This window comes from Micromonospora inaquosa, assembly GCF_003857055.1.
In the GTDB taxonomy this organism is placed as follows: domain Bacteria; phylum Actinomycetota; class Actinomycetes; order Mycobacteriales; family Micromonosporaceae; genus Micromonospora; species Micromonospora inaquosa.
In genome coordinates, this window is the sequence record NZ_QGSZ01000249.1 from 25,106 (window position 1) to 50,218 (window position 25,113).

The following is a 25,113-nucleotide window of genomic DNA, read 5'->3' on the forward strand; positions in this document are numbered from 1 at the left end:
GCGAACTAAACGTAGTCGCCCCGAAGCGCTGCTTCGATGCGCTTCCGAGCAGCCTCTTCCTGCCCGTAGATGCACTTCGCGTAGACACGCATGAGGACGTGCATGCTGTGCCCGGCCCATTCGGCCACCTGGGTAGCCGGCACCCCCGCATTGAGCCAGAGCGACACGGCGGCGTGCCGTAGGTCGTACGGACGCCGGGCCAGCGGGGAACGTTGCTGAGCCGGGGTGAGTACCTTCGCCCGCGCGTCGCGCCACGCCTTTCCATAGGTGTTGTTCGGGATCGGTTGCCCGGCGGTGGGCACGTACCGACCGCCGGGGCCGCGCCGGGTGACGAACAGCTTTCCGTTAGATCCTGGCGGGTACTCCTTGACGTGGTGGTCGAGCAGCCGCACGAGCGGCGGTGGCACCGGCACGTCTCGCGTGGCGGCCTTCGCTCGGTGCTTCAACCCTCGTTCCTCGGCCGTGTCGCTCCCGTCGCCCCAGTCGCGTCCTACGGCCACGGTCGAGCCGGTCAGGTGTAGTACTCCCCACCCGTCGGCGATGTCCCGCAGCGCGGCGGCCTCGGCGATCCTTGGTCGCATGGCTTCCCCGAGGGTTGATTGCGCGGCGAACAGCGGCGCGGTCATCGCCCGGTGAACGGGGCTCTTGCGTTCGCCGGGGCCGGCGATGACGGCGGCGAAGATGTTCACCGGTTCCCGCCACCCGCCGACCGGCTCCATCTCCAGCCGGCCACCCGCGCACGCGGAGAGCACGGCCACGGCGAGGGTGCCGGCCATCGCGGGATCGGTCTGGGTGAACCGGGCGACGCCGGTCACCATGTCGCCGAGCCAACGGGGGAACACGTCGACCGGGAACGGCGGCGGCGCGGTGGACGGCCCGGTCAGGGGCACTGGAACATCCCACAGCGGCCCGCCGTTGCCCGGCGGCGTGTCGGTGTCGTGCTGTTGGTCGGTGGTGACGAGGTGTAGGCGGGCGGGTGTCATGCGGCCTCTCCGTTCTGCGCGGTGGTGCGGGTGCGGGTGCGGTAGGCGGCTTGGCGGCAGGCGTGGGAGCAGTGGCGCGGCCACCGGCCGGTGGCCGGTCGGCGTAGCGGGGTTGCCGCAGTGGCAGTGACGCAACCCGGCCGGCGGGGTGACGTCAGCGGCGGCGGGGACCACGGCCAGGAGGGAACCGTCACCGTCGTTCTGGTGCCGGGGTTGCGTCACGCCCGCGGGGCATCCGTCATCGGCCGCCGCGGTGGATGCGTCACCGTCTGGCGCCGGGGTTGCGTCACGGCCAGGTGGCATCCGCCGGCGGGTTTCGTCGGCCGCATGGTGGCGCATGAGTTGCACGCCGATCCAGTGCGTGTAGGCGGGTGGGATGGCCTGGGTGAGGTTGGGCCAGGGCATCCAGTCGATGCCCATCGCGGTCCGCGCTTCCTCGGTGTTGGGTGACGTTTCCCCGTCGACGGTGCGCTTTCGTCCCGAGCGCTGGCCGTAGCTGCCGTACACGGGAACGGGTGGTGCCTGCCGGTCGTGCCAGCACGGCGTACCGGTCAGCGGCAGGTTCGACTCGAACAGGCGGTGTCGGCGCACCCCGAGGCGCAGGCTGTCTCCGCAGATCGTGATCGGGTCGAGCAGGGGTGCGCCGGGCACGTTCTCCATGACGTACGCCCACGGGCCGCCCGGCGTGGCCACCGCCGCCCGCAACCGTTCCCGGGTTGGCTCGATCAGGTCGGGGTGCTCGTGCCGGAGGTGGGCGGGTGTGGCGGCGCTGAACCGCTGGCACGGCGGCGACGCGGCGATCACGTCGAAGCCGGTCAGGTCCGCGGTGAGGGCGTCGGCCTGGATGAACGGGAACGGGTAGTAGGGCTGCGGTCGGATGTCCACGCCCACCACGTCGAACCCAGCGGCGTAGTAGCCGGCCGACGCGCCACCCGCGCAGCAGAACAGATCCAGCACCCGCAGGCGGCGGTTCACGCGGCCACCGTCCGGGGCCGGCGGCTGCCGGCGGTCAAGCCGGATCGGACGGTGCGGTACGCCTCGGCGCTGCGCAACCCGGCCGTCACGCCCGCCTGTTCCAGCACGCTCTGTGCGTCGTCCTCACCGAGCGCCCCACCGGCCACCAACTGGCCGAGGGCTACGGCGGCGATGTACAGCGCCCGGTTGCGCTCCCCGCTCGCGGCGGTGGCCACCCGCTCGGCCTCCCGGGCCACGGCGGCCCGCACATACCCGGCGGCCCGTCCGGTACCGAGGTCGACCACCACTGGCCGCTGCGGAGGCAACGGCGTGGGGGCGAGCAGCCCAGCCAGCCAGGCGGGCAACGGGGCGGGGCCGGTGTCCAGATCGACCGTGTACGGGCGGTGGTTGACGGTGCTGCCGGCGGCGACCACGTATCCCCCCTGGGCGCGGGTGTCGACCATCGGGCCGAGCGTGCCGGCGGTGTTGCGTAACGCCGGTCCAGCGAGCCTGACCCGCTTGAGGTGCTACGTCGCACCGGAGCGGCTGGCGACCACGGCACCACCCGGGCGGTGGAGGATCCCCTCTGTGCGGCCGAGCGCCGGGCCGTGAAGACGGCCGAGCCGACTCCGTACGGCCGTGAGGTCATCGTGGCTGCCCAGCAAGCCGGAATGCCGGTGGCGGCGGTCAGCAACAACTCGGCCGGGGCGGTAGCCGCCTACCTGTCAGCACACCGACTCGCCGGTTACGTCTCGCCGGTGGTCGGCCGGGCGTACGCCGACCCGGACCGTATGAAGCCCAACCCGGAACCGATCCTGCAAGCTGTGCGCGCGCTCGGTCAGTTGCCGGCCCGGTGCGTGCTGGTCGGTGACTCACTCTCCGACATTGAGGGAGCGCAGGCGGCGGGAGTGCGGGTGATTGGATTCGCTAATAAAAGCACGAAGAGGGAACTATTCGTGACAGCCGGGGCGGACTGTGTGATTGCGGATATGAAGGAAATTGCCGTGAAGCTTACGCCATCCGACACGCCGTAGTTGACAACTGGTAGTGGTGACCGACGGATGTAGGGTTCCCCGAGGGGTTGGGCCGCATAATCGCGACAGGAGTTCTAGTGGCTGGATATAAAAGCGAGATCCGTCACAGTGATATCACGGCACTTGAGGACAAGGTAACGCGGGGAAGCTATCACAAGTATCTCAAGCGCTTGACCCTTAAAAAAGTTCGGGGGTTCAGGGACCGAGAGGTATCTTTCGACTTCCCTGTCACCGCACTGATCGGACCCAACGGTGGCGGCAAGACGACGATACTTGGCGCGGCCGGATTGATTTACGCCGACGTTCCTCCTCGGCGCTTCTTTGCCAAGAGTGGCAAGTATGACAGCAGTATGAAAGATTGGTCCGTTGAGTATGAACTGATCGATCGGGACCTGAATAGGCGCATCTCTGTTGCCCGTGTCGCAAGTTTCAAACAGGCCAAATGGAATCGAACGGCCGTAGATCGTCAAGTTCTTATCTTCGGTGTTGAGCGTACCGTCCCCGCGACCGAGCGACGGGATTTGACGCAAGCGGTAGGCAGCAGCTTCGTAGCTGCCTCCGAGGTCGCTTTGACTTCGGCTGTCGCTACTCACGTCGCCGCCATCCTGGGAAAGCCGATTGAGGGTTACAACCGGCTAACCGTCGACAAGGCTGGCCGCATCACGATATTCGCTGGGCAGACCCCTGGCGGGGACGAATACTCTGAGTTCCACTTTGGCGCTGGTGAGGCCAGCATCATTCGCATCGTGAGCGCCGTTGAAGAAGCCTCCGATGGGACGATGATCCTGATAGAGGAAATAGAGAACGGGTTGCACCCCGTGGCAACCCGGCGTGTGGTTGAGTACCTAATTGATGTAGCTGCCCGCAAATCATGTCAGGTAATTTTCACTACCCATTCCAACGATGCTCTTGCGCCACTTCCGGCTCGCGCGATATGGGCCGCTTACTCGGGAGAGGTCTTGCAAGGGAAGCTCGATATTGCCGCTTTGCGAACCATCGCAGGCCAGATCGACGCGAAGCTTGCCATATTCGTGGAGGACAGTTTCGCCGAGCTGATGGTCACGAGTTCCCTGCGGGCTATCGGCAACGTCGAGATCGATGCAGTCAAGGTCCATGCAATGGGTGGGGCGGGACCTGCGATCAGAGTTAACGAACAGCACAACATTGACCCGACATCAACGTTTCCGTCGGTATGCCTGCTGGACGGCGACCAAGCGGAGTCGGCGGAAGCTAAAGAACGGGTCTTTCTGCTGCCCGGGGCGACGCTGCCCGAGAGTCATGTCTTCTCGCGAGTCCTGGACCGCATTGACATCGTTGCTGCGAAGTTGACGGCAGCGATGCAACTTCCCCTGAATCGGCAGGAAACAGTCAAAGAAGTCGTGCGGCGGCGCGACCTGATTAACAGGGACAGGCATGTCATATGGGAGCAGATAGGCGAAGATCTGGACTTCACTGCAGGCTTTATCGTGGCCTCTGCCTTCCTGGCCGTGTGGGCGCAGGAGTACCCGGAAGAGGTGGAGACCCTGGTCGGGCAGTTCGGCGACCTGGTGCCTAGACGTTGAGGGTTGGCGGTGGCTTGGCTGCCGGCCGTGTTGGCCCGCGCCGGCCCCCGTGTCACATGGGTGTCGCCGCACCCTGGCCGATCGGCGTTCGTGCTGGTCAGGCGCATGGAAACGGCGCACTGTAAATCCGTCGCGAAAGCTTCAGAGGGTTCGAATCCTCTACCCGCCACCAGGTGCAGACACGGCCCCTGACCAGCAGAGATGCTGATCGGGGGCCGTTGTCGTTTGTCTGACCACCAACTGCATCGACGGTGGCGACCCAGTAACGACAAGATCGATGACGCACTCGAGGAGTGCCCTTCCTCCAGCTGCTTGTCGTGGCTGTGGCGTCGCCGACGAGACGCCGAGCTTCGGCGCGTTGCAGACGGAGCCGATGTAGCCGTAGGCGTGGCCGAGGGCGATCAGCCCGGCCGCCACGGGAGTGCCACTCCAGATAATGAACAGGTACGCCCACGACGTGAAGGTGTGAGGCGTGATGACGCCTGTCTGTAGCCCTGCGGGCCGATGACCCGCAGAGCATCCTCTGGAAGCCGCCTCGAGATGCCGGCGAGGATCGCGAGGGTTGGGCCCACACCCGCTGTCAGGCAGTCGCATGCGGCCGGGATTACGTCGACCGCCGCGCTTGGCCTGACATTGCGCAGGGTGACGGCGTCCTTGAGTCGAGTGAGGACGTCTCCCGCCGGGGGAGTCTCGTTGTCGCTGGCTTGTCCACCGTTGGCGTGGGCGGGATGGCAGCTTTGCGGGCGCTGTAGATGGGGGCAGCGGCACTGAACTTGGACGGGCTCAAGAGCGACCGAGGCGGCCGTTCGGGCGCCGGTGATTTCATCCCATTCGGTAACTCACGGCCGAGGACGAGCCGGCGTTCGCCGACGCCGACGCGCGGGCGTTGGGGTGGTCCCGGTCGGTGGTCCCGGCGGCAGGTTGGCGCTCAGGGTTGACACGCCATCACGCCTCACATCCGCAACCATCGATGCAAAGTGCAAGGTTAGCTGCGCATACTCTGTCTGCGATCAGCGCATGTGTTGCTGGCCGCCCAAGTGAAATGAACCCGACGAGGCACTAGCGCGATGGCGGGGAGCCGGTATGGTGGTCGATGGCCGGATTGGGGGCGCAAGTTCGTCGCGCGGGCTGTTGAGGCCTTGCTGGCGGTGACCGTCGTACCGGATGTGGCGAGTGCCTACAGCTGGACCCGAATTGCGTTGAAGGTCGTATTCAGCGCTGGGTGAAGCGGTTAAGCGCGTTGCAGGCTTGTGATCTGGTCCGGTGTGTTGGGGGCGGTGGGCCGAACGGCGGGAAGTCACAGACGGTGGTGCCAGTTGGGCGACCACCACTTCTCTGGTTGCCCGCGCTGTGGCACGATCGTGGAACCTCCATCAACGCTGTACATCTCCCGACAGGAGCGATCATGTCTGGTCGAAGGCTAGGCCGACTCGGTGGGTCTCTCCTCCTTGTTCTCGCCGCCGCTGCCATCGTTGCCTTCCCTGCTGGCCTCTATGACAGCAGTGCCCGCGGAGCTCAGGCCATCGATCTCATCTGGACCGTCGCTCCGGAAGGCACTATCGTCGGCAGCGGTCGCTGACTGGTTCAGCTCACCTCCAGCCAAGGGCGGTAAACCGCAGGCGCTGTAGGGAGCGGTATGGCTCCGCGTGATCGATCGCGACGTCGTTCGGCGGATCGCGCCTGGTTCATCACCGCGCCACTGGTGTTCTTCGCGGCGATCTGTTCCATCGTCACGGGGCTGGTGTCGTCCCAGCCCTTCGGTGACTGGCTCCTGGCGCTCCTGTTGTTGGTCGCCATGGCCGCCGTGGGCATGCCGGTCCTCAACTTTGTCGTCCGGCGGCAGTCGTTCGGGATGACCCTGACCGAGATCCCGCTGGTTCTAGCGCTGTTTTTGCTGCCACCGCTGACCGTGGTGGCGATCTACACGGTGGCGTCCATGCTCACGCAGACGCGGCACCGGTTCGCGCCCGTCAAGTTCTGGTTCAACGTGGCCAAGGCTGCCGCCGGGACCTCTCTCGCCGTCCTCCTCCTTCAGGCGCTACCGCCCTCGAAGGAGGTGGACGACCCCGGCACCTGGCTGAGTCTCTTCGCGGCCGTAACCGCGGTGATCCTCGTCAGCCTTCTGGGTATCGTCGGCGTGCATACCCTGCTACAGGGCTGGCAGGCGGGACGGGACTCTCTCCGCACCGCACGCCCCGCGCTGCTCACTGCGGCGATCAACGTCTCGCTCGGTCTGATCATCCTGATCGCCGTCACCACCACCTGGTGGTCGTTGGTGTTGCTGGCCGCACTCGGTGCGGCACTGGTCCTGGTCTACCGCTCCTACGCGGAGTTCTTCCGGCAACACCGGACGTTGGCCTCGATGTACGACCTCACCCGCGCAATCGGGGAGCGTGGCCAGGACGGCACGCTCGTCGATGCTCTTCTGGGTCGGGTCCGGGCCCTGATGCAGGCCGAGTACGCGACCCTGTGGCTGCCCGCCCAGGGCCGCCATCCCGAGGTGCTGCTCACCGCCCGGGTGGACGACTCAGGCCTGTTGGACGTCGTACCTACGCCGACATCCCTTCGTCAGCGAGCCTCGGACGAGGGGCGGACCATCGCGGTGGGGCGTGCCTTCGACGAGGAGTCGAACGAGCGCCGGGCGCTGAGTCACGGCAAGGTCAAGGACGTCATCGTCGTGCCGCTCCGGTCCGGCCAGGCGGTCATCGGCACCCTGGAGGTCGCCAACCGGCTCAGCGACGTCGGTCATTTCACCCGTGGCGACATCCCCATCTTCGAGACCGTGGCCGCGCACGCGGCTGTGGCCCTGGAAAATTCGCGCCTGGTCGACCGGCTCCGCCACGACGCGCACCACGACACGTTGACCCGACTGCCCAACCGGCGGCGGATCACCGGGGCGCTGGACGAGTCGGTCAAGATCCGCGCGCCGGGCGAGGTGGTGGCGCTGCTGCTCTTCGACGTCGACGGTCTGCGCCAGGTCAACGAGTCCCTGGGACACGCGGCCGGCGACAAGGTCCTCACCGAGGTTGCCAATCGGTTGCGGGCCAGCGCACCGTCGTCGGCTCTGGTTGGTCGTGCCGGCGGGGACGAGTTCCTGGTGACGCTGCGGTTGGAGAGCGCCGAGGCGGCGCTCGAGTTGGCCGCCCAGCTGCGCGACCAGATCCGCGACGAGATGGTCTTCGACGCGCTCACCCTCGACGTCAACACCGCCGTCGGGGTGGCCGTACACCCGGATCACGGCAGCGACGCGGCGGCCCTGCTGCTTCGGGTCGACCTGGCCGCCACCGCGGCCAAGTCGGTGCCGGGCAGCGTGCAGCTGTTCAACCCCGCGCTGGAGTCCCGTTCACTGCGCCGGCTGGGTCTGGCCGGCGATCTGCGCCGAGCACTGGACCAGGGCGAGCTGGAGGTCTATTTCCAGCCCAAGGTGACTCTGCGGGACCGGCGCCTGGTTGGTGTCGAGTGTCTGGCCCGCTGGGAGCACCCGGCGCACGGCACTGTCGCACCCGAGGACTTCGTGGCGGTGGCCGAGCACACCGGCCAGTTGAGCCGGCTCACCGAGGTGGTGCTCCGGGAGGGCCTTCGCCGCAGCCGGGACTGGGCGCTGGCCGACCAGCCGCTGCCCATCGCTGTCAACCTCTCGGCTCGTACGCTCATCGACCAGCATTTCCCGGACCGGGTCCAGGAGTTGTTGAGCGAGTACAAGGTGCCGGCGCAGCGCCTCACCCTGGAGATCACCGAGTCGGGGGTGCTGGACGGCACGGACCGGCCCATCCCCACCCTGCAACGGCTGCGGGATCTGGGCGTGCGGCTGTCGGTGGACGACTTCGGCACGGGCGACTCGTCCCTGGCGCACCTGCGGCGGCTGCCGGTGCACGAGGTGAAGGTGGACCGTTCCTTCGTGCAGGGCATGGCGACCGACCCGGGCGACCTGGCGATCGTCAACGCGGTGGTGACCCTCTCCCAGCAGTTCGGCTTGGCGGTGGTGGCCGAGGGGGTGGAGAGCGAGCTGACCCTGGAGCTTCTCCAGGACATCGGCTGTGAGATCGGGCAGGGCTTCCTGTTCAGCAGGCCGCTGCCGTACGAGCGGTTGGCTGCCTGGTTCGGCGCCCAGGTCGAGCCGGAGACGATCTCCAACGGGGAGCTTCCGCGCCTTCGAGTGGTGCCCTGAGCAGGGCGCGGACGATCACCGGGGATCCGATTTCACCTGCCGAGCCGGGCCGTGTACTCTTACTCCTGCGCGCCCCACGGGGAGATCGCGCAGGCCCCCTTAGCTCAGTCGGCAGAGCGTCTCCATGGTAAGGAGAAGGTCTACGGTTCGATTCCGTAAGGGGGCTCGAGGGTTCAGCTGGACCCATCGCAGCGGTGTAGCTCAGATGGTAGAGCAAGCGGCTCATAATCGCTGTGTCGCCGGTTCAAGTCCGGCCACCGCTACTCTCGTCTTCCGGGCTCGTTGCCGGTGGTCGTAAGAATGGGCGCTTCTGGCGCCCACTTTGCATGTCCGCGCTGTCAGCGTCTAGGCTGGCGCGTCGTAGTTGTTTCCGTTAGCGAGGAAGGCACTCCGCCGTGGCGAAGGCTACCGATGTCCGGCCGAAGATCACTTTGGCGTGTGTGGAGTGCAAGGAGCGCAACTACATCACGCGCAAGAATCGGCGCAACGACCCCGACCGCATCGAGCTGAAGAAGTTCTGCCCGCGTGACGGTCGGCACACGGTCCACCGCGAGACCCGCTGACCACTGGCCGGCCCTGAGGGCCGGCCGTTGTCGAAGCTTTCCGATCGCCGATCTGACCGGTTTGGTGCGGCTCCGCCGCCGCCTACCGATCAGGTCGGCGATTGGGCTTTCCGTGTAGGTTCGCGGCATGTCTCTGGACGCTTCCTTCGTCGGCCGGACCTATCCGCCGACCGCCCCCTACCAGGTGGGCCGAGAAAAGATCCGCGAGTTCGCCAGCGCCATCGGCGCCACCGATGCGGCCCACCATGACCCGGAGGCCGCGCGGGCGCAGGGCCACCCCGACGTGGTGGCCCCGCCGACCTTCCCGGTGATCGTCACGATGGCCGCGAGCCGCCAGATCATCGAGGACCCGGTCCTGGGTGTCGACTACAGCCGCCTGGTGCACGGCGACCAGCGGTTCGCGTACACCCGGCCGGTGTTCGCCGGCGACGAGCTGGTCTGCACCAACACCATCGAGGACGTCAGCACCCGGGGTGGGCACGGCTTCCTGACCACGCGCACCGATGTGAGCACCGTCGGCGGGGAGCCCGTGGTCGCGGTCTGGGCCAGGTATGTCATCCGCGGGGAGGCCTGAGATGGAGTTGCCAGCACAGACGTTCCGGGTGACCCGCGCGGACCTGGTCCGCTACGCCGGCGCCTCGGGCGACTTCAACCCGATCCACTGGAGCGACCGGGTCGCCACGAAGGTGGGCCTGCCCGGGGTGATCGCCCACGGCATGTTCACCATGGCGTTGGTCGGCCGGGCGGTCACCGCGTGGGCCGGGTCGCCGGACGCGGTGGTCGAGTACGGGGTGCGGTTCACCCGGCCGGTGGTGGTTCCGGACGACGACCAGGGGACCGAGATCGAGGTCACCGCGCGGGTCCGTGAGGTGACCGAGGACGGTCTCACCCGCCTTGAGGTGACGGCCACCTGCCTCGGTGAGAAGGTGCTGTCGCAGGCGCGGGCAACCATCCGGACGGCACGCTGAACCGAGCCCGCCACGCGTGGCGGAGAGACCGGTTGGGAAAGTCGGGCGGCTACCCGTACACTGGTCCGCCGTGGGGCAAGTGACCCCTGCTCGGTCGTCTGTGGCCGCGTGGGGCGAGTGTTGCCGCATAGGGGTGTAGCTCAATTGGCAGAGCAGCGGTCTCCAAAACCGCAGGCTGCAGGTTCAAGTCCTGTCACCCCTGCGCCTCAGGCCTGACCGTTCCCGTGGGTCGCGCCGCCAGCTTGGCGGCGTCCGGCCCGTGGTGGTGGCATCGGCGGGGTGGTTCCGAGGCAATCGGGCCCTCCCGGGTGATCCACCGGCCGCGGCCCGTCGCGGGACGGTTGGGTCCGGCCGGCGTGACCAGCGCCGCGTACGCCACTCGGCGTGCGACCCCAGATTCCGCGACGGAGGGCGAAGTGGCCGACAACAAGCGGCGCGACGACGACGGCGACGATCGTCTGGACGACGAGATCGTCGACGACGTGGCCGACGACGACGCCTCCGGCGCGGACGAGCCGGTTTCCCGGGGAGGCACCGCCACCCGGTCGCGTGCCCGGGCGGAGTCGGCGGACAGCCGGCCGACCACCCGGTCGGAAACGGGTCGGGTGGGCGTCTTCGGCCGTGTCGCCCGGTTCTTCCGCGAGGTCGTGGCCGAACTGCGTAAGGTCATCTGGCCGACCCGCAAGGAGTTGCTGACCTACACCGCCGTGGTGGTGGCGTTCGTCGCGGTGATGCTGACGATCGTGGGTGTGCTGGACTTCGGCTTCGCCAAGGTCGTGTTGTTTGTCTTTGGCAACTCGGACTGACCGGCTGCCTCCAGCCATAGTGACGGAAGTGAGCGAGCGTGCCTGAGTACGACGAGACCGCCGGACCGGTGGACGAGCAGTCCACGGTCGCGACGGCGGCTGGTGACGAGTCGGTTGAGGCCGCCAGCGAGCCGGAGTTTCCAACGACCGAGCCCGCACCGGACGAGGACTACGACCCGGTCGCGGAGCTGAGGCAGAAGCTGCGCTACGCGCCGGGTGACTGGTACGTGGTGCACTCGTACGCCGGCTACGAGAACAAGGTCAAGACCAACCTCGAGACCCGGATCACGAGCCTCGACATGGAGGACTTCATCTTCCAGGTCGAGGTGCCGACCCGGGAAGAGGTCGAGGTCAAGAACGGTAAGCGTTCGCAGATCCAGGCGAAGGTCTTCCCGGGCTACATCCTGGTCCGGATGGAGCTGACCGCTGAGTCGTACTCCTGCGTCCGGAACACCCCGGGTGTGACCGGCTTCGTCGGTGCGACCGACCGGGCCGACCGACCCGCTCCGCTCTCGCTCGACGAGGTGCTGAAGTGGCTGGCGCCGGCGGTCGAGACCGAGCAGAAGAAGGCGAAGCCGGAGATCAAGGTCCTCGACTTCGAGGTGGGCGACTCCGTCACCGTCACCGACGGCGCGTTCGCGTCGCTGCCGGCCACGATCAGCGAGATCAACGCCGACCAGCAGAAGCTCAAGGTGCTGGTGTCGATCTTCGGTCGTGAGACTCCGGTGGAGCTCAACTTCAACCAGGTCGCCAAGATCTGATTGGTCGTCGGCGGCGGGTCCGACCCGCCGCCGACGTCGGCGTACGCGCTCTCGCTCGACCTCGGCGGACGAGTGGGCTGCGGCCTGCGCTACTCTTGAATGTCGCCGCTGTCGCACCGCGCTGACCGTGCGCGCCCGAGGGCGGCGACAGCCGCATTTTCCCAGCTCCAAGCCCCAGGAAGTGACATGCCTCCGAAGAAGAAGCTCGTCAAGACGTTCACGCTTCAGCTGCCGGCTGGCCAGGCCACGCCGGCGCCGCCGGTCGGCCCCGCGCTCGGCCAGCACGGCGTGAACATCATGGAGTTCTGCAAGTCCTACAACGCGCAGACCGAGTCTCAGCGGGGCGACATCGTCCCCGCCGAGATCAGCGTGTACGAGGACCGGTCCTTCACGTTCGTGCTGAAGACCCCGCCCGCCGCCCGGCTGCTGATCAAGGCCGCCGGTGTGCAGAAGGGTTCGGGTGTTCCGCAGGCCGAGAAGGTCGGGTCGGTCAGCCGCGCCCAGCTGCGTGAGATCGCCGAGAAGAAGATGGCCGACCTCAACGCCAACGACATCGCCCAGGCCGAGAAGATCATCGCCGGCACCGCCCGGTCGATGGGCATCACCGTCAACGACTGACGTCGGCCCCGGCTTTCGACCCGACCGTGGGAGGGCTCGCGCCGAGCGGCCCGCCAGAGACCACAGGAGTAATCAGCAATGCAGCGCAGCAAGAGCTACCGCAAGGCCGCCGATGTCATCGACCGGTCGAAGCTCTACACCCCCACCGAGGCCGTGAAGCTGGCCAAGGAGACCACCAACGTCAAGTTCGACGCCACGGTCGAGGTCGCCATGCGCCTCGGCGTCGACCCCCGCAAGGCGGACCAGATGGTCCGCGGCACGGTCAACCTGCCGCACGGCACCGGTAAGACCGCCCGCGTGATCGTGTTCGCCAGCGGCGCGAAGGCCGAAGAGGCCGCCGCCGCGGGTGCGGACGAGGTGGGCACGGACGAGCTGGTCGCCCGGATCCAGGGTGGTTGGCTCGACTTCGACGCGGCGATCGCCACGCCGGACCAGATGGCCAAGATCGGCCGGATCGCGCGGATCCTGGGCCCGCGCGGTCTCATGCCGAACCCGAAGACCGGCACGGTGACCATGGACGTCACCAAGGCGGTGCAGGACATCAAGGGCGGCAAGATCACCTTCCGGGTGGACAAGCACTCCAACCTGCACCTGATCATCGGCAAGGCCTCCTTCACGGAGAGCCAGCTGGTGGACAACTACGCTGCGGTGCTCGACGAGGTGCTGCGTGCCAAGCCGTCCGCGGCCAAGGGCAAGTACCTCCGCAAGGTCATCCTGACCACCACGATGGGGCCGGGCGTTCCGGTCGACCCGAACCTGGTGAAGAACCTTCGGGAGGACCAGGCCGAGGCCTGAGTCGACAGTTCGCTCCGCAGGGGCGCCGCCACGACTGTGGCGGCGCCCCTGCGCGTTCCAGGTGTGGGATGCTCGGGCCCATGCGGCTGGAGGACGTCTGGTTGCGGTACCACCGGCGGGGGCCGTGGGTGCTGCGAGGCATCGATGTGCGGATCGGTCCCGGTGAGGTGGCGGTCGTGCTGGGCCGCAACGGGGTGGGCAAGTCGACACTGCTCCAGGTGGCCGCGGGGGTCCTGCGGCCGGGCCGGGGCCGGGTCACCGACCGGCCGGCGCGGGTGGGTTGGGTTCCGGAGCGTTTCCCCGCCGACCAACCGTTCACGGTGGCCCGCTATCTGACCGGGATGGCCCGGGTGGCGGGGCTGGGCAGGGCCGCGGCGGACGAGGCGGTGACCTCCTGGACCGACCGGCTCGGGCTGTCGGCCTTCCGCTCGGTGCGGCTGCCGGAGCTGTCCAAGGGCACCGCGCAGAAGGTCGGCCTCGCCCAGGCGATGCTGCGCCCGCCGGGCCTGCTGGTCCTCGACGAGCCGTGGGAAGGGCTGGACGCCGCCACCCGTGAGTTGGTGCCCGAGCTGATCGCCGAGGTGCTCGCCGCCGACGGGTCCGTCCTGGTGAGCGACCACCGTGGCGAGACGATCCAGCTGCCGGCCGCGCGCCGCTGGTTGGTGGCCGACGGCTCGCTCTCCGAGGAGACGCCGTCGACGGACGAGACGTTCGCGGTGGTCGAGGTCGCGGTGCCGGCCGCGCGGGTCGCCGGCACCGTCGCCCGGTTGCGCGCCGAGGGCCACCAGGTGCTGCGGGTACGCTCCGACGCCTGCGCCGCCGCACCCGAGGCTCGACCCGCCGAGCCGCTGCGGGCGGCCGGCGCTGCCCGATCCGCCGAGCCGCCGATCGGGGTGGCCGGGGCGTTGGCAGCCGAGCAGTCGGAGGCCGTCGACGCGGCGGTCGAGCCGGCGGCGGGGGAGGCCCGGTGAGCGCCCTGATCCGGATGCGGTTGGCCGGTTTACTGCGCACGGGCAGGGCGGTGGCACCGCTGCTCGCCGGCCTGATCACGCTCGGCACGCTCTACGGTGGTGGCCGTGCCCAGCCGGCCGAGGCGTACGGGGTCTCTGCGGTCGTGCTCTTTCCGGTGCTCGCCTGGCAGACCAAGATTCTGTTGGACGTCGAGCCGGACGTGCAGCGCCGGCTGGCGCAGGTGACGGTCGGGGTGGCGCGGGAGCGGTTGGCCGGCTTGCTCGCCGCCGGAGTGGCGGCGCTGGTGACGGTGGCCGTCGCGCTGCTCTTTCCGTGGCTGGTCGGTGGGGTGTCCGGCCCGGTCGACCCGGGGGACCGGTCGATTCCGGTCGGGCTCGCGCTGGGAGTGTGGGCGCACCTGTTGGTCGTACCCGCTGCGGTTGCTCTTGGGGCGCTGGCCAGCCGGGCGTCGGTGGGCGGCGCCGGGTATGGCGTCGCGGTGTTGGCCCTGGGCGGGGTCGGCGCGGTGGTGCTCGGCCTGACCGGCTCGGTGGCCCCCTGGCTGGCGCCACCGATCATGGCGGCCGCACGCACCACCGGCGGCGACGCGGCCGCGCTGACCCTGCTGGGCCTCAGCGGGTGGGCGCTGGCCTGGAGTGGTGCGGTCGTCGGCGGCTACCTGTGGCGGCGCCGGGCCGAGGGCTGACCGGAGCCGGTGGCGCGGGTCACAGGGCACGATTTGGTGCTGGTGACCGGGGCGCGTAGTCTTCAAACGTCATCCGTGTTCTCACGGATGAGGAACCACCCAGAGACCGCTGGTCACCGTGCTTCGGCACGGTCGAAGGCCCCGCGACATCGGGCGACCCGCGTAGGGCGGCAAGCGTAACTCGGCAGTGAACATGGTCCGCCGACCGTGATGATCTGCCGGCCCTCGCCCCGTGCGCCCTGCGCCGGGGCTTTTTCGTTGTCGTGCTGCCTCCGCCCCCGTTCCCGCCTCGGCGGTGACGGGGACCAGCCTCGAGTAACGAGAGAGGAGGGACATGGCGGACAAGCCGATCCGGGCCGACAAGGCCACGGCCGTCGCTGAGCTGACCGAGAGCTTCCGCAGCTCGGGCGCCACCGTGCTGACCGAGTACCGCGGTCTGACGGTTTCCCAGCTCACCCAGCTTCGGCGCTCGCTCGGCGCCGACACCAGCTACACGGTCGCGAAGAACACGCTCGCGAAGCGTGCTGCGACGGACGCGGGCATCACCGGCCTCGACGAGCTGTTCACCGGTCCTACCGCGCTGACTTTCGTTTCGGGCGACGTCGTCGAGGCGGCGAAGGGGCTTCGCGACTTCGCGAAGGCCAACCCGAAGCTCGTCATCAAGGGCGGTGTCTTCGAGGGCAAGGCCATTTCCGCGGCCGAGGTCACGAAGCTTGCCGACCTGGAGTCCCGCGAGGTGCTGCTGGCCAAGCTGGCCGGCGCGATGAAGGGCAACCTGAGCAAGGCCGCGGCCCTGTTCCAGGCCCCGCTGTCGAAGACCGCCCGCCTGGCGGCTGCACTGCAGGACAAGCGCGAGAAGGAGGGCGCCGAGGCGGCCTGATGGCCCCCACGGCGCACCAGTTCTTACTTAACAGAATCAGGAAAGGACGCCAGATATGGCGAAGCTCAGCACTGTCGAGCTGCTCGACGCGTTCAAGGAGATGACGCTGATCGAGCTCTCTGAGTTCGTGAAGCAGTTCGAGGAGACCTTCGAGGTCACCGCCGCTGCTCCGGTCGCGGTTGCCGCTGCCGGTGGTGGCGCCGGTGGCGCTGCCGCCCCGGCCGAGGAGGAGAAGGACGAGTTCGACGTCATCCTCGAGGCCGACGGTGGCAAGAAGATCCAGGTCATCAAGGTCGTGCGTGAGCTGACCGGCCTGGGCCTCAAGGAGGCCAAGGACGCGGTCGAGTCCGCGCCGAAGGCCATCCTGGAGAAGGTCAACAAGGAGACCGCCGAGAAGGCGAAGACCAAGCTCGAGGGTGAAGGCGCCAAGGTCACCCTCAAGTGACCTGACGTTCCACCTACGCGTACCCGGCTCGTGGGCCGGGATTCCATCGCGTCGCGGCGGGCGGTGATCCGACACGGATCGCCGCCCGCCGTATTGGTGGTGTCGGCTCTGCTCGGCCCTGAGATCGGCTCCGACCTGCGGCTCCGTCGAACGGAGCGAGGGCGGCGGGTCGCTCTCCAGGGGGAAACACGCGGCGAGGGTAATACCGGCCCTTGACGCGGCCCGGGGCTGCCAGGCACGCTGACACCAGCAAGACACCGCGCTTGCGACGGCCACGACGTGGGTATGACAGCGGCGGCACCATCGGCCGCGGTAACCCGAGCGGCCCAGTGGGGAGTTGCGTTCTGAGCGGCCCGGCAGACCCCGGTGACGGGGGCCGAGGAGCGCTCCGCAAACAACCTGCGGGGTGGGCTGGACAGCGGTTAGCCTCTCGGCTACACTGCTAGTTTGCGCTGCCTTCCGACTTGACCCCTGCTCGGAAATGTCCGTTTACGGATATTTCTGGTGGGGTCATTGGAGTGCACGCGTACCAGCCGTTCTGCAGCACCGGTCCTCGGAAGGACGCATCTTGGCAGCTTCCCGCCCTGCGAAGACCAGTCGTACGTCGAGCGCATTCGCTCCCCGCCGAGTTTCATTCGGCAGGATCACCGAACACCTCGAGGTCCCCAACCTCCTTGCCATCCAGAACGAGTCCTTCGACTGGCTCGTCGGCAACGAGGCTTGGCAGGGCCGGTCGGCGGACGACCCGCACGCACGCTCGGGTCTCGCGGAGATCCTTGAAGAGATCAGTCCCATTGAGGACTTCTCCGGCACCATGTCGCTTTCCTTCTCGGCGCCGCGCTTCGACGAGGTCAAGGCCTCGATCGAGGAGTGCAAGGAGAAGGACCTGACCTACTGCGCTCCGCTCTTCGTGACCGCGGAGTTCACCAACAACACCACTGGCGAGATCAAGAGCCAGACGGTGTTCATGGGTGACTTCCCGATGATGACGCCCAAGGGCACCTTCGTCATCAACGGCACCGAGCGCGTCGTGGTCAGCCAGCTCGTCCGGTCTCCGGGCGTGTACTTCGACAAGCAGCCGGACAAGACCTCCGACCGCGACCTCTCCAGCGTCAAGGTCATCCCGAGTCGGGGTGCCTGGCTGGAGTTCGACATCGATAAGCGCGACACGGTCGGCGTCCGCATCGACCGCAAGCGTCGCCAGGCCGTCACCGTCCTGCTCAAGGCCATCGGATGGTCGGCCGAGCGGATCCGTGAGCGGTTCGGGTGGTCCGAGCTGATGATGACCACGCTCGAGAAGGACCACATCGCCGGCGCCGACGAGGCGCTGCTCGACATCTACCGCAAGCTGCGCCCTGGCGAGCCGCCGACGCGCGAGAACGCCCAGACCCTGCTCGACAACCTCTTCTTCAACCCGAAGAGGTACGACGTGGCCAAGGTCGGGCGCTACAAGTTCAACAAGAAGCTCGAAGTCGACGTGCCGATCACCACCGGCACGCTGACCGAGGACGACATCGTCGCCACCGTGGAGTACCTGTGCCGGCTGCACGCCGGTGAGGACGGCTACGAGGCCGACGACATCGACCACTTCGGCAACCGCCGTCTCCGTACCGTGGGCGAGCTGATCCAGAACCAGGTTCGGGTCGGCCTGTCCCGGATGGAGCGGGTCGTCCGCGAGCGGATGACCACGCAGGACGTCGAGGCGATCACCCCGCAGACCCTGATCAACATCCGCCCGGTGGTGGCGGCGATCAAGGAGTTCTTCGGGACGTCCCAGCTGTCCCAGTTCATGGACCAGACCAACCCGCTGGCGGGCTTGACCCACCGGCGTCGGCTGAGCGCGCTCGGCCCGGGTGGTCTGTCCCGGGAGCGGGCCGGCTTCGAGGTCCGCGACGTGCACCCGTCCCACTACGGCCGGATGTGCCCGATCGAGACGCCGGAAGGCCCGAACATCGGCCTGATCGGCGCGCTGTCCACCTTCGCCCGGGTCAACCCGTTCGGCTTCATCGAGACGCCGTACCGGAAGGTCGTCGAGGGTCGGGTCACCGACCAGATCGACTACCTGACCGCAGACGAGGAGGACCGGTTCGTCAAGGCCCAGGCCAACGCGCGCCTCAAGGCTGACGGCACGTTCGCCGAGGACCGGGTGCTCTGCCGTCGTAAGGGCGGCGAGACCGAGGACGTCGTCCCGGCTGCCGTCGACTACATGGACGTCTCGCCTCGGCAGATGACCTCGGTCGCGACCGCCATGATCCCGTTCCTCGAGCACGACGACGCCAACCGGGCACTGATGGGCGCGAACATGCAGCGCCAGGCGGTGCCGCTGGTCAAGGCCGAGGCGCCGCTCGTGGGTACGGGCATGGAGTACCGGGCCGCGGTCGACGCTGGCGACGTGGTGGTCGCCGAGGTCGGCGGTGTGATCGAGGATCTCTGCGCCGACTACGTCACCATCCACCAGGATGACGGCCACCGCCGGACGTACCTGCTGCACAAGTTCCGCCGCTCCAACGCCGGCTCCTGCGTCAACCAGAAGCCGGTGGTCTTCGAGGGCGATCGCGTCGAGGCCGGTCAGGTCATCGCCGACGGTCCGTGCACCGACGAGGGCGAGATGGCGCTCGGACGCAACCTGCTGGTGGCGTTCATGTGCTGGGAGGGCCACAACTACGAGGACGCGATCATCCTGTCGCAGCGCCTCGTGCAGCAGGACGTGCTCACCTCGATCCACATCGAGGAGCACGAGGTCGACGCCCGGGACACCAAGCTCGGTCCGGAGGAGATCACCCGCGACATCCCGAACGTCAGCGAGGAAATGCTCGCTGACCTCGACGAGCGCGGCATCATCCGGATCGGTGCCGAGGTCGTCCCCGGTGACATCCTGGTCGGCAAGGTCACGCCCAAGGGCGAGACCGAGCTGACCCCGGAGGAGCGGCTGCTCCGCGCGATCTTCGGTGAGAAGGCGCGTGAGGTTCGGGACACCTCGCTGAAGGTGCCGCACGGCGAGACCGGCACGGTCATCGGTGTGCGCACGTTCTCCCGCGAGGACGGCGACGAGTTGCCGCCGGGTGTCAACGAGCTGGTCCGGGTCTACGTCGCCCAGAAGCGCAAGATCCAGGACGGCGACAAGCTCGCCGGCCGGCACGGCAACAAGGGTGTCATCTCGAAGATCCTGCCGATCGAGGACATGCCGTTCCTTGAGGACGGCACCCCGGTCGACATCGTGCTCAACCCGCTCGGTGTGCCGAGCCGGATGAACATCGGCCAGGTGCTGGAGACCCACCTCGGTTGGGTCGCCAAGACCGGTTGGAAGGTCGAGGGTGACGACGCCGACTGGAAGCGCCAGCTCCGCTCGATCGACGCGCACGAGTCCGAGGGTGACACCAACGTGGCCACCCCGGTCTTCGACGGTGCCCGCGAGGAGGAGATCTCCGGTCTGCTCGAGTCGACCCTGCCCAACCGGGACGGCAAGCAGCTGATCGGGCGTACCGGCAAGGCGCAGCTGTTCGACGGTCGTTCCGGCGAGCCGCTGCCCGACCCGATCGCGGTCGGCTACGTCTACATCCTGAAGCTCAACCACCTGGTCGACGACAAGATCCACGCTCGCTCGACCGGCCCGTACTCGATGATCACGCAGCAGCCGCTGGGTGGTAAGGCGCAGTTCGGTGGTCAGCGTTTCGGTGAGATGGAGTGCTGGGCGATGCAGGCGTACGGCGCTGCCTACGCCCTGCAGGAGCTGCTCACGATCAAGTCCGACGACGTGCTCGGCCGAGTGAAGGTCTACGAGGCCATCGTCAAGGGCGAGAACATCCCGGAGCCGGGCATCCCGGAGTCGTTCAAGGTGCTGCTCAAGGAGCTGCAGTCGCTGTGCCTCAACGTTGAGGTGCTCTCCAGCGACGGTGTGGCCCTGGAAATGCGCGAGACCGACGACGAGGTGTTCCGGGCCGCTGAGGAGCTGGGCATCGACCTGTCCCGGCGCGAGCCGAGCTCGGTCGAAGAGGTCTGAGGTGTGCGGTCGGGGGCCGGCTCGCCGGCCCCCGACCCCGCCCGAGAATTAGCAGTACAGACGACGACATAGGGGACATAGTGCTCGACGTCAACTTCTTCGACGAGCTGCGCATTGGTCTCGCCACCGCTGACGACATCCGTCAGTGGTCGCACGGCGAGGTCAAGAAGCCTGAGACGATCAACTACCGCACCTTGAAGCCGGAAAAGGACGGGCTCTTCTGCGAGAAGATCTTCGGTCCGCAGCGGGACTGGGAGTGCTACTGCGGTAAGTACAAGCGCGTCCGGTTCAAGGGCATCATCTGTGAGCGCTGCGGCGTCGAGGTGACCCGCTCCAAGGTCCGTCGTGAGCGGATGGGGCACATCGAGCTCGCCGCTCCGGTGACCCACATCTGGTACTTCAAGGGCGTTCCGAGCCGGCTGGGCTACCTGCTGGACCTTGCCCCCAAGGACCTCGAGAAGATCATCTACTTCGCCTCGTACGTCGTGACGAGCGTTGACGCCGAGTCGCGTCACCGTGACCTCTCGACGATCGAGAACGAGATCCTGGCCGAGAAGCGGCAGTCCGAGAACAGCCGCGACTCGGAGATCGAGAAGCGCGCCGCCAAGCTCGAGGCCGACCTGGCCGAGCTGGAGGCCGAGGGTGCCAAGGCGGACGTCCGGCGCAAGGTCAAGGAGGGCGGAGAGCGCGAGATGCGCCAGATCCGCGACCGGGCCCAGCGCGAGATCGACCGCCTGGACGAGGTGCTGGACACCTTCCGCAAGCTGGAGCCGAAGCAGCTGGTCACCGACGAGCTGCTCTACCGCGAGCTGCGCGACCGGTTCGGTGAGTACTTCACCGGTTCCATGGGCGCCGAGGCGATCAAGGCGCTGGTCCAGAACATGGACCTCGACGCCGAGGCCGAGAGCCTGCGGGAGACCATCCGGTCCGGTAAGGGCCAGCGGAAGATCCGGGCGCTCAAGCGACTCAAGGTCGTCGCGGCGTTCCTGAACACCCGCAACTCGCCGCTCGGCATGGTGCTGGACTGCGTCCCGGTCATCCCGCCGGACCTGCGCCCGATGGTGCAGCTCGACGGTGGCCGCTTCGCGACCTCGGACCTGAACGACCTGTACCGCCGCGTGATCAACCGGAACAACCGCCTCAAGCGGCTGATCGACCTCGGCGCGCCCGAGATCATCGTCAACAACGAGAAGCGGATGCTCCAGGAGGCCGTCGACGCGCTGTTCGACAACGGCCGTCGCGGCCGGCCGGTCACCGGCCCGGGTAACCGCCCGCTCAAGTCGCTCTCCGACATGCTCAAGGGCAAGCAGGGCCGGTTCCGCCAGAACCTGCTGGGCAAGCGCGTCGACTACTCCGGCCGTTCGGTCATCGTGGTCGGCCCGAAGCTCAAGCTGCACCAGTGCGGTCTGCCCAAGCAGATGGCGCTGGAGCTGTTCAAGCCGTTCGTGATGAAGCGGCTGGTCGACCTCAACCACGCCCAGAACATCAAGTCCGCCAAGCGGATGGTCGAGCGTCAGCGCCCGGTCGTGTGGGATGTGCTGGAAGAGGTCATCGGCGAGCACCCGGTGCTGCTCAACCGGGCGCCGACCCTGCACCGTCTGGGCATCCAGGCCTTCGAGCCGCAGCTGGTCGAGGGCAAGGCGATCCAGATCCACCCGCTGGTCTGCACCGCGTTCAACGCCGACTTCGACGGTGACCAGATGGCGGTGCACGTGCCGCTGTCCGCCGAGGCTCAGGCCGAGGCGCGGATCCTGATGCTGTCGTCGAACAACATCCTCAAGCCGGCCGACGGTAAGCCGGTCACCATGCCTACCCAGGACATGGTCATCGGTCTGTACCACCTCACCCACCTCACCGCCGGTGAGAAGGGCGAGGGCCGGGCGTTCAGCTCGGACGCCGAGGCGCGGATGGCCTTCGACAACGGTGAGCTGCACCTGCAGGCGCCGGTGAAGATCCGCCTGCGTGGCGTGGTCGGTGTCGACAACGGCAACGGCTCCGAGGCGTGGGCCGCCCCGGAAGGCTGGGTCGAGGGTGACCCGCTGACCGTGGAGACCACCCTGGGTCGGGTGCTGTTCAACGAGACGCTGCCGCAGGGCTACCGCTTCGTGAACTACGAGATCCGCAAGGGTCAGCTCTCCGCGATCGTCAACGACCTCGCCGAGCGCTTCCCCAAGGTGGCGCTGGCCGCCACCCTGGACGGGCTCAAGGAGGCCGGTTTCCACTGGGCCACCTGGTCCGGCGTGACGATCGGCATGGAGGACGTCATCGCTCCGCCGCGCAAGGCGGAGATCCTGGCGAAGTACGAGAAGGACGCCGACCAGATCGACAAGCAGTACCAGCGTGGTCTGATGACCGCCGAGGAGCGTCGCGGCGAGCTCATCGAGATCTGGACCAAGGCGACCAACGAGGTCGCCAAGGAGATGGACACCGCGCTGCCGCAGGAGAACCCACTGTGGAAGATGATCAACTCGGGTGCTCGCGGTAACCTGCTCCAGCTCCGGCAGATCGCGGCGATCCGTGGTCTGGTGGCCAACCCCAAGGGCGAGATCATCCCGCGGCCGATCAAGGCCAGTTACCGGGAGGGTCTGTCCGTGCTGGAGTACTTCATCTCCACGCACGGTGCCCGCAAGGGTCTGGCCGACACCGCGCTGCGGACCGCCGACTCGGGTTACCTGACCCGTCGTCTGGTGGACGTCTCGCAGGACGTCATCATCCGCGAAGAGGACTGCGGCACCGACCGGGCGATCCCGATGCAGATCGGCGAGAAGCTGGACGGCAAGCTCGTCGTCCACACCCACGCCGAGACCAGCGTGCACGCCCGGACCCTCGCCGACGACATCAAGGGGCCGGACGGCACCGTGGTCGCCGAGCGCGGTCAGGACATCAACTCCATCGGGGTCGACAAGATCGTCGCCGCCGGAGTGGAGACGGTCCGGGTGCGCAGCGTGCTCACCTGCGAGTCGAAGCTCGGCGTCTGCGCGGCCTGCTACGGCCGGTCGCTGCCGACCGGTAAGTCGGTCGACATCGGCGAGGCGGTCGGCATCATCGCCGCCCAGTCCATCGGTGAGCCTGGTACGCAGCTGACGATGCGTACCTTCCACACCGGTGGTGTCGCGGGTGAGGACATCACCCAGGGTCTGCCGCGTGTTCAGGAAATCTTCGAGGCTCGGGTCCCGAAGGGTAAGGCGCCCATCGCCGACACCCCCGGCCGGATCCGGATCGAGGACGGCGAGCGCTCGCGCAAGATCATCGTGGTGCCGGACGACGGCAGCGAAGAGATCGTCTACGACAAGATCTCGAAGCGGGTCAAGCTCCGGACCCACGACGGCGGTCACGTCGCGGTCGGCGAGAAGCTGACCGAGGGCACCATCGACCCGCACGAGTTGCTGCGGATCATGGGTCCGCGGGCGGTCCAGGTCCACCTGACCAGTGAGGTCCAGGAGGTCTACCGCTCGCAGGGTGTGCTCATCCACGACAAGCACATCGAGATCATCATCCGCCAGATGCTCAAGCGGGTGACGGTCATCGACTCCGGCTCGACCGAGTTCCTGCCGGGTGTGCTCGTCGACCGGGCGCTGTTCGAGTCGGAGAACCGCCGGCTCGTCTCGGAGGGCGGCGAGCCCGCCGCTGGTCGTCCGGTGCTGATGGGTATCACCAAGGCCTCGCTGGCCACCGACTCCTGGCTCTCGGCGGCCTCCTTCCAGGAGACCACCCGGGTGCTGACCGACGCTGCGATCAACTCGCGCAGCGACTCGCTGGTCGGCCTCAAGGAGAACGTGATCATCGGCAAGCTCATCCCGGCGGGTACCGGCATCAGCAAGTACCGCAACGTCCGGGTCGAGCCGACCGAGGAGGCCAAGGCCAAGGTCTACTCGATGACCGGGTACCCGGAGACCGACTACGGTTTCGGGCCGGCCAGCGGGCAGGCTGTGCCGCTGGACGACTTCGATTTCGGGTCGTACCGCTAAGCACCAGTTATCCGACGAGGCCCCCGGTGAAAGCCGGGGGCCTCGTCGTGTCCGTGCCCACCCACCCCGGGGCCGGGTTCGGCATGATGGGGGTATGACGACCGCACCCGGGCAGGTGTCCGTCGCCCAGCCGGACCTGCGCCACCCGAAGGACCCGGACCCGGCCCGCGCCACGAAGGCACGGGCGGTCTTCGCGCTGGGCCTGCTCGGCATGCTGACCGGGTTGTTCATCGGTGGCGTGGTGCCGGCCACGGTGGCCCTGCAACTGGCTCGGCAGGCCCGCCGCGAGGCGTACGCCTCGGGGGGTTTCCTGACCGGCAGCGTCTGGCTGCGACGGGGGGAGTGGATGGCCTGGACCGGTCTGGTGCTGGTCGCGGTCAGCGTGGTGACCGCGGTGGTCATCGGGGTGGTCCGGTTGGCCGGCGCGCCGTTTGGTCACGACTACCCGGCGAACATGGACTGAGCCGCCGGTGCCCGCGCCCGGCGCGGGCGGCGGCGCTCGCGGCGGTAGCCTGGCCGATGTCCGCCGCGTGGCGGTGGTGGCCTTTCGACAGGAGGACCTCGTGACGGAACCGGCGCGGCCCCCTGCGGACGAACCGGCCGGCCCCCCGGACCCGCCGGCTCCTCCGACCGAGCGAAGCGACTGGGCGCGGCCGTCCCTGAGCGGCGAGCAGCCCTCGCCGGTGTCCGCCCCGGACGCGCCGCCCCCTCCGGCGCCGTACTCCGGCTGGGGCACGCCCTCGGCGCCCGGCCCCGCGCAGCCGTACCCGGTCTCCAGCGCCCGGACCTGGACCCCGCAGGGCTGGGGCCCGGGCACATCCGGCCCCGGTGTGCCGCAGAGCTGGGGCCCGCCGCCAGGGGGACCTGGTGTGCCGCCGGGCTGGGGCCCGCCGTCGTCCGGGCCGGGTGTGCCGCACGGCTGGGGGCCGCCGTCGTCCAACCCTGGTGTGC

The 25,113-nt window shown here is 68.1% G+C and carries 17 protein-coding genes, 3 tRNA genes and 3 pseudogenes; 21 read left to right on the plus strand and 2 right to left on the minus strand.

Annotated elements, in window-relative coordinates:
• Positions 1-5: 5 nt before the first annotated feature.
• Positions 6-1,643 (minus strand): DUF3987 domain-containing protein, encoded by a 1,638-nt coding sequence (locus tag DLJ59_RS38110; RefSeq protein ID WP_341869628.1) that lies wholly within the window; start codon positions 1,641-1,643, stop codon positions 6-8.
• A 311-nt stretch (positions 1,644-1,954) separates the two neighbouring features.
• Positions 1,955-2,440 (minus strand): annotated as a pseudogene (locus DLJ59_RS22220) (bifunctional DNA primase/polymerase); the annotation flags it as partial.
• On the opposite strand from DLJ59_RS22220, the pseudogene DLJ59_RS22225 reads away from it, so the two are divergent.
• The 21 genes and pseudogenes from DLJ59_RS22225 to DLJ59_RS37010 form a co-directional block, all read left to right on the plus strand.
• Positions 2,438-2,971, plus strand: a pseudogene (locus tag DLJ59_RS22225) (HAD family hydrolase); the annotation flags it as partial. The pseudogenes DLJ59_RS22220 and DLJ59_RS22225 sit on opposite strands and share 3 nt — an antisense overlap.
• A gap of 77 nt (positions 2,972-3,048) precedes the next feature.
• Positions 3,049-4,533, plus strand: coding sequence for an ATP-dependent nuclease (locus DLJ59_RS22230; protein WP_124774554.1), 1,485 nt, complete (start codon positions 3,049-3,051; stop codon positions 4,531-4,533).
• Positions 4,534-6,169: 1,636 nt separating this feature from the next.
• The gene (locus DLJ59_RS22235; protein WP_124774555.1) at positions 6,170-8,701 is read left to right on the plus strand and encodes a putative bifunctional diguanylate cyclase/phosphodiesterase; all 2,532 of its coding nucleotides are present in this window, start codon (positions 6,170-6,172) and stop codon (positions 8,699-8,701) included.
• Between the two features lie 93 nt (positions 8,702-8,794).
• Positions 8,795-8,867 (plus strand) — tRNA-Thr (locus DLJ59_RS22240).
• A 24-nt stretch (positions 8,868-8,891) separates the two neighbouring features.
• Positions 8,892-8,964 (plus strand) — tRNA-Met (locus DLJ59_RS22245).
• 132 nt (positions 8,965-9,096) lie between these two features.
• Entirely contained in the window at positions 9,097-9,264 is a 168-nt protein-coding gene (rpmG, locus tag DLJ59_RS22250) for a 50S ribosomal protein L33 (RefSeq protein ID WP_007073056.1), read from the plus strand.
• A gap of 127 nt (positions 9,265-9,391) precedes the next feature.
• Positions 9,392-9,838 carry a MaoC family dehydratase N-terminal domain-containing protein gene (locus DLJ59_RS22255; protein WP_124774556.1) on the plus strand — a complete coding sequence of 149 codons (447 nt, stop codon included), beginning with the start codon at positions 9,392-9,394 and terminating at the stop codon, positions 9,836-9,838.
• Between the two features lies 1 nt (position 9,839).
• The gene (locus DLJ59_RS22260) at positions 9,840-10,232 is read left to right on the plus strand and encodes a MaoC family dehydratase (RefSeq protein ID WP_124774557.1); all 393 of its coding nucleotides are present in this window, start codon (positions 9,840-9,842) and stop codon (positions 10,230-10,232) included.
• A gap of 129 nt (positions 10,233-10,361) precedes the next feature.
• A tRNA-Trp gene (locus DLJ59_RS22265) sits at positions 10,362-10,434 on the plus strand.
• Positions 10,435-10,648: 214 nt separating this feature from the next.
• The gene (gene secE / locus DLJ59_RS22275; protein WP_124774558.1) at positions 10,649-11,038 is read left to right on the plus strand and encodes a preprotein translocase subunit SecE; all 390 of its coding nucleotides are present in this window, start codon (positions 10,649-10,651) and stop codon (positions 11,036-11,038) included.
• A 38-nt stretch (positions 11,039-11,076) separates the two neighbouring features.
• A complete protein-coding gene (gene nusG / locus DLJ59_RS22280) occupies positions 11,077-11,799 on the plus strand; it encodes a transcription termination/antitermination protein NusG (RefSeq protein WP_124774559.1) in 723 nt (240 codons plus the stop codon).
• 186 nt (positions 11,800-11,985) lie between these two features.
• Positions 11,986-12,417: a 50S ribosomal protein L11 gene (rplK, locus tag DLJ59_RS22285; protein ID WP_124774560.1), complete on the plus strand. Its 432-nt coding sequence runs from the start codon at positions 11,986-11,988 to the stop codon at positions 12,415-12,417.
• Positions 12,418-12,495: 78 nt separating this feature from the next.
• Complete coding sequence (rplA, locus tag DLJ59_RS22290) at positions 12,496-13,212, plus strand: 50S ribosomal protein L1 (protein WP_124774561.1); 717 nt, start codon at positions 12,496-12,498, stop codon at positions 13,210-13,212.
• 80 nt (positions 13,213-13,292) lie between these two features.
• Positions 13,293-14,183, plus strand: coding sequence for an ABC transporter ATP-binding protein (locus tag DLJ59_RS22295; protein WP_124774562.1), 891 nt, complete (start codon positions 13,293-13,295; stop codon positions 14,181-14,183).
• Entirely contained in the window at positions 14,180-14,869 is a 690-nt protein-coding gene (locus DLJ59_RS22300; RefSeq protein ID WP_124774563.1) for a hypothetical protein, read from the plus strand. Before DLJ59_RS22295 ends, DLJ59_RS22300 begins: the two co-directional genes overlap by 4 nt.
• A 334-nt stretch (positions 14,870-15,203) precedes the next feature.
• Positions 15,204-15,749, plus strand: a complete 546-nt coding sequence (rplJ, locus tag DLJ59_RS22305) for a 50S ribosomal protein L10 (RefSeq protein ID WP_030329872.1) — start codon at positions 15,204-15,206, stop codon at positions 15,747-15,749.
• A 55-nt stretch (positions 15,750-15,804) separates the two neighbouring features.
• Positions 15,805-16,194, plus strand: coding sequence for a 50S ribosomal protein L7/L12 (gene rplL, locus DLJ59_RS22310; protein WP_124774564.1), 390 nt, complete (start codon positions 15,805-15,807; stop codon positions 16,192-16,194).
• 568 nt (positions 16,195-16,762) lie between these two features.
• Entirely contained in the window at positions 16,763-20,194 is a 3,432-nt protein-coding gene (gene rpoB / locus DLJ59_RS22315) for a DNA-directed RNA polymerase subunit beta (RefSeq protein ID WP_124774565.1), read from the plus strand.
• 80 nt (positions 20,195-20,274) lie between these two features.
• The gene (locus DLJ59_RS22320) at positions 20,275-24,162 is read left to right on the plus strand and encodes a DNA-directed RNA polymerase subunit beta' (RefSeq protein ID WP_124774566.1); all 3,888 of its coding nucleotides are present in this window, start codon (positions 20,275-20,277) and stop codon (positions 24,160-24,162) included.
• 94 nt (positions 24,163-24,256) lie between these two features.
• On the plus strand, positions 24,257-24,625 hold the full coding sequence (locus tag DLJ59_RS22325; RefSeq protein WP_124774567.1) for a hypothetical protein: 369 nt from the start codon (positions 24,257-24,259) through the stop codon (positions 24,623-24,625).
• A 220-nt stretch (positions 24,626-24,845) separates the two neighbouring features.
• Positions 24,846-25,113 (plus strand): annotated as a pseudogene (locus tag DLJ59_RS37010) (RDD family protein); the annotation flags it as partial.

What these genes read in the sequence shown, in the direction of transcription:
- rplK (WP_124774560.1), top strand. Translation starts at nt 11,986, where the DNA reads ATGCCTCCGAAGAAGAAGCTCGTCAAGACGTTCACGCTTCAGCTGCCG.
- DLJ59_RS22235 (WP_124774555.1), top strand. Translation starts at nt 6,170, where the DNA reads ATGGCTCCGCGTGATCGATCGCGACGTCGTTCGGCGGATCGCGCCTGG.
- rplJ (WP_030329872.1), top strand. Translation starts at nt 15,204, where the DNA reads ATGGCGGACAAGCCGATCCGGGCCGACAAGGCCACGGCCGTCGCTGAG.
- DLJ59_RS22260 (WP_124774557.1), top strand. Translation starts at nt 9,840, where the DNA reads ATGGAGTTGCCAGCACAGACGTTCCGGGTGACCCGCGCGGACCTGGTC.
- rplL (WP_124774564.1), top strand. Translation starts at nt 15,805, where the DNA reads ATGGCGAAGCTCAGCACTGTCGAGCTGCTCGACGCGTTCAAGGAGATG.
- rplA (WP_124774561.1), top strand. Translation starts at nt 12,496, where the DNA reads ATGCAGCGCAGCAAGAGCTACCGCAAGGCCGCCGATGTCATCGACCGG.
- DLJ59_RS22295 (WP_124774562.1), top strand. Translation starts at nt 13,293, where the DNA reads ATGCGGCTGGAGGACGTCTGGTTGCGGTACCACCGGCGGGGGCCGTGG.
- DLJ59_RS22325 (WP_124774567.1), top strand. Translation starts at nt 24,257, where the DNA reads ATGACGACCGCACCCGGGCAGGTGTCCGTCGCCCAGCCGGACCTGCGC.
- DLJ59_RS38110 (WP_341869628.1), bottom strand. Translation starts at nt 1,643, where the DNA reads ATGGAGAACGTGCCCGGCGCACCCCTGCTCGACCCGATCACGATCTGC.
- DLJ59_RS22255 (WP_124774556.1), top strand. Translation starts at nt 9,392, where the DNA reads ATGTCTCTGGACGCTTCCTTCGTCGGCCGGACCTATCCGCCGACCGCC.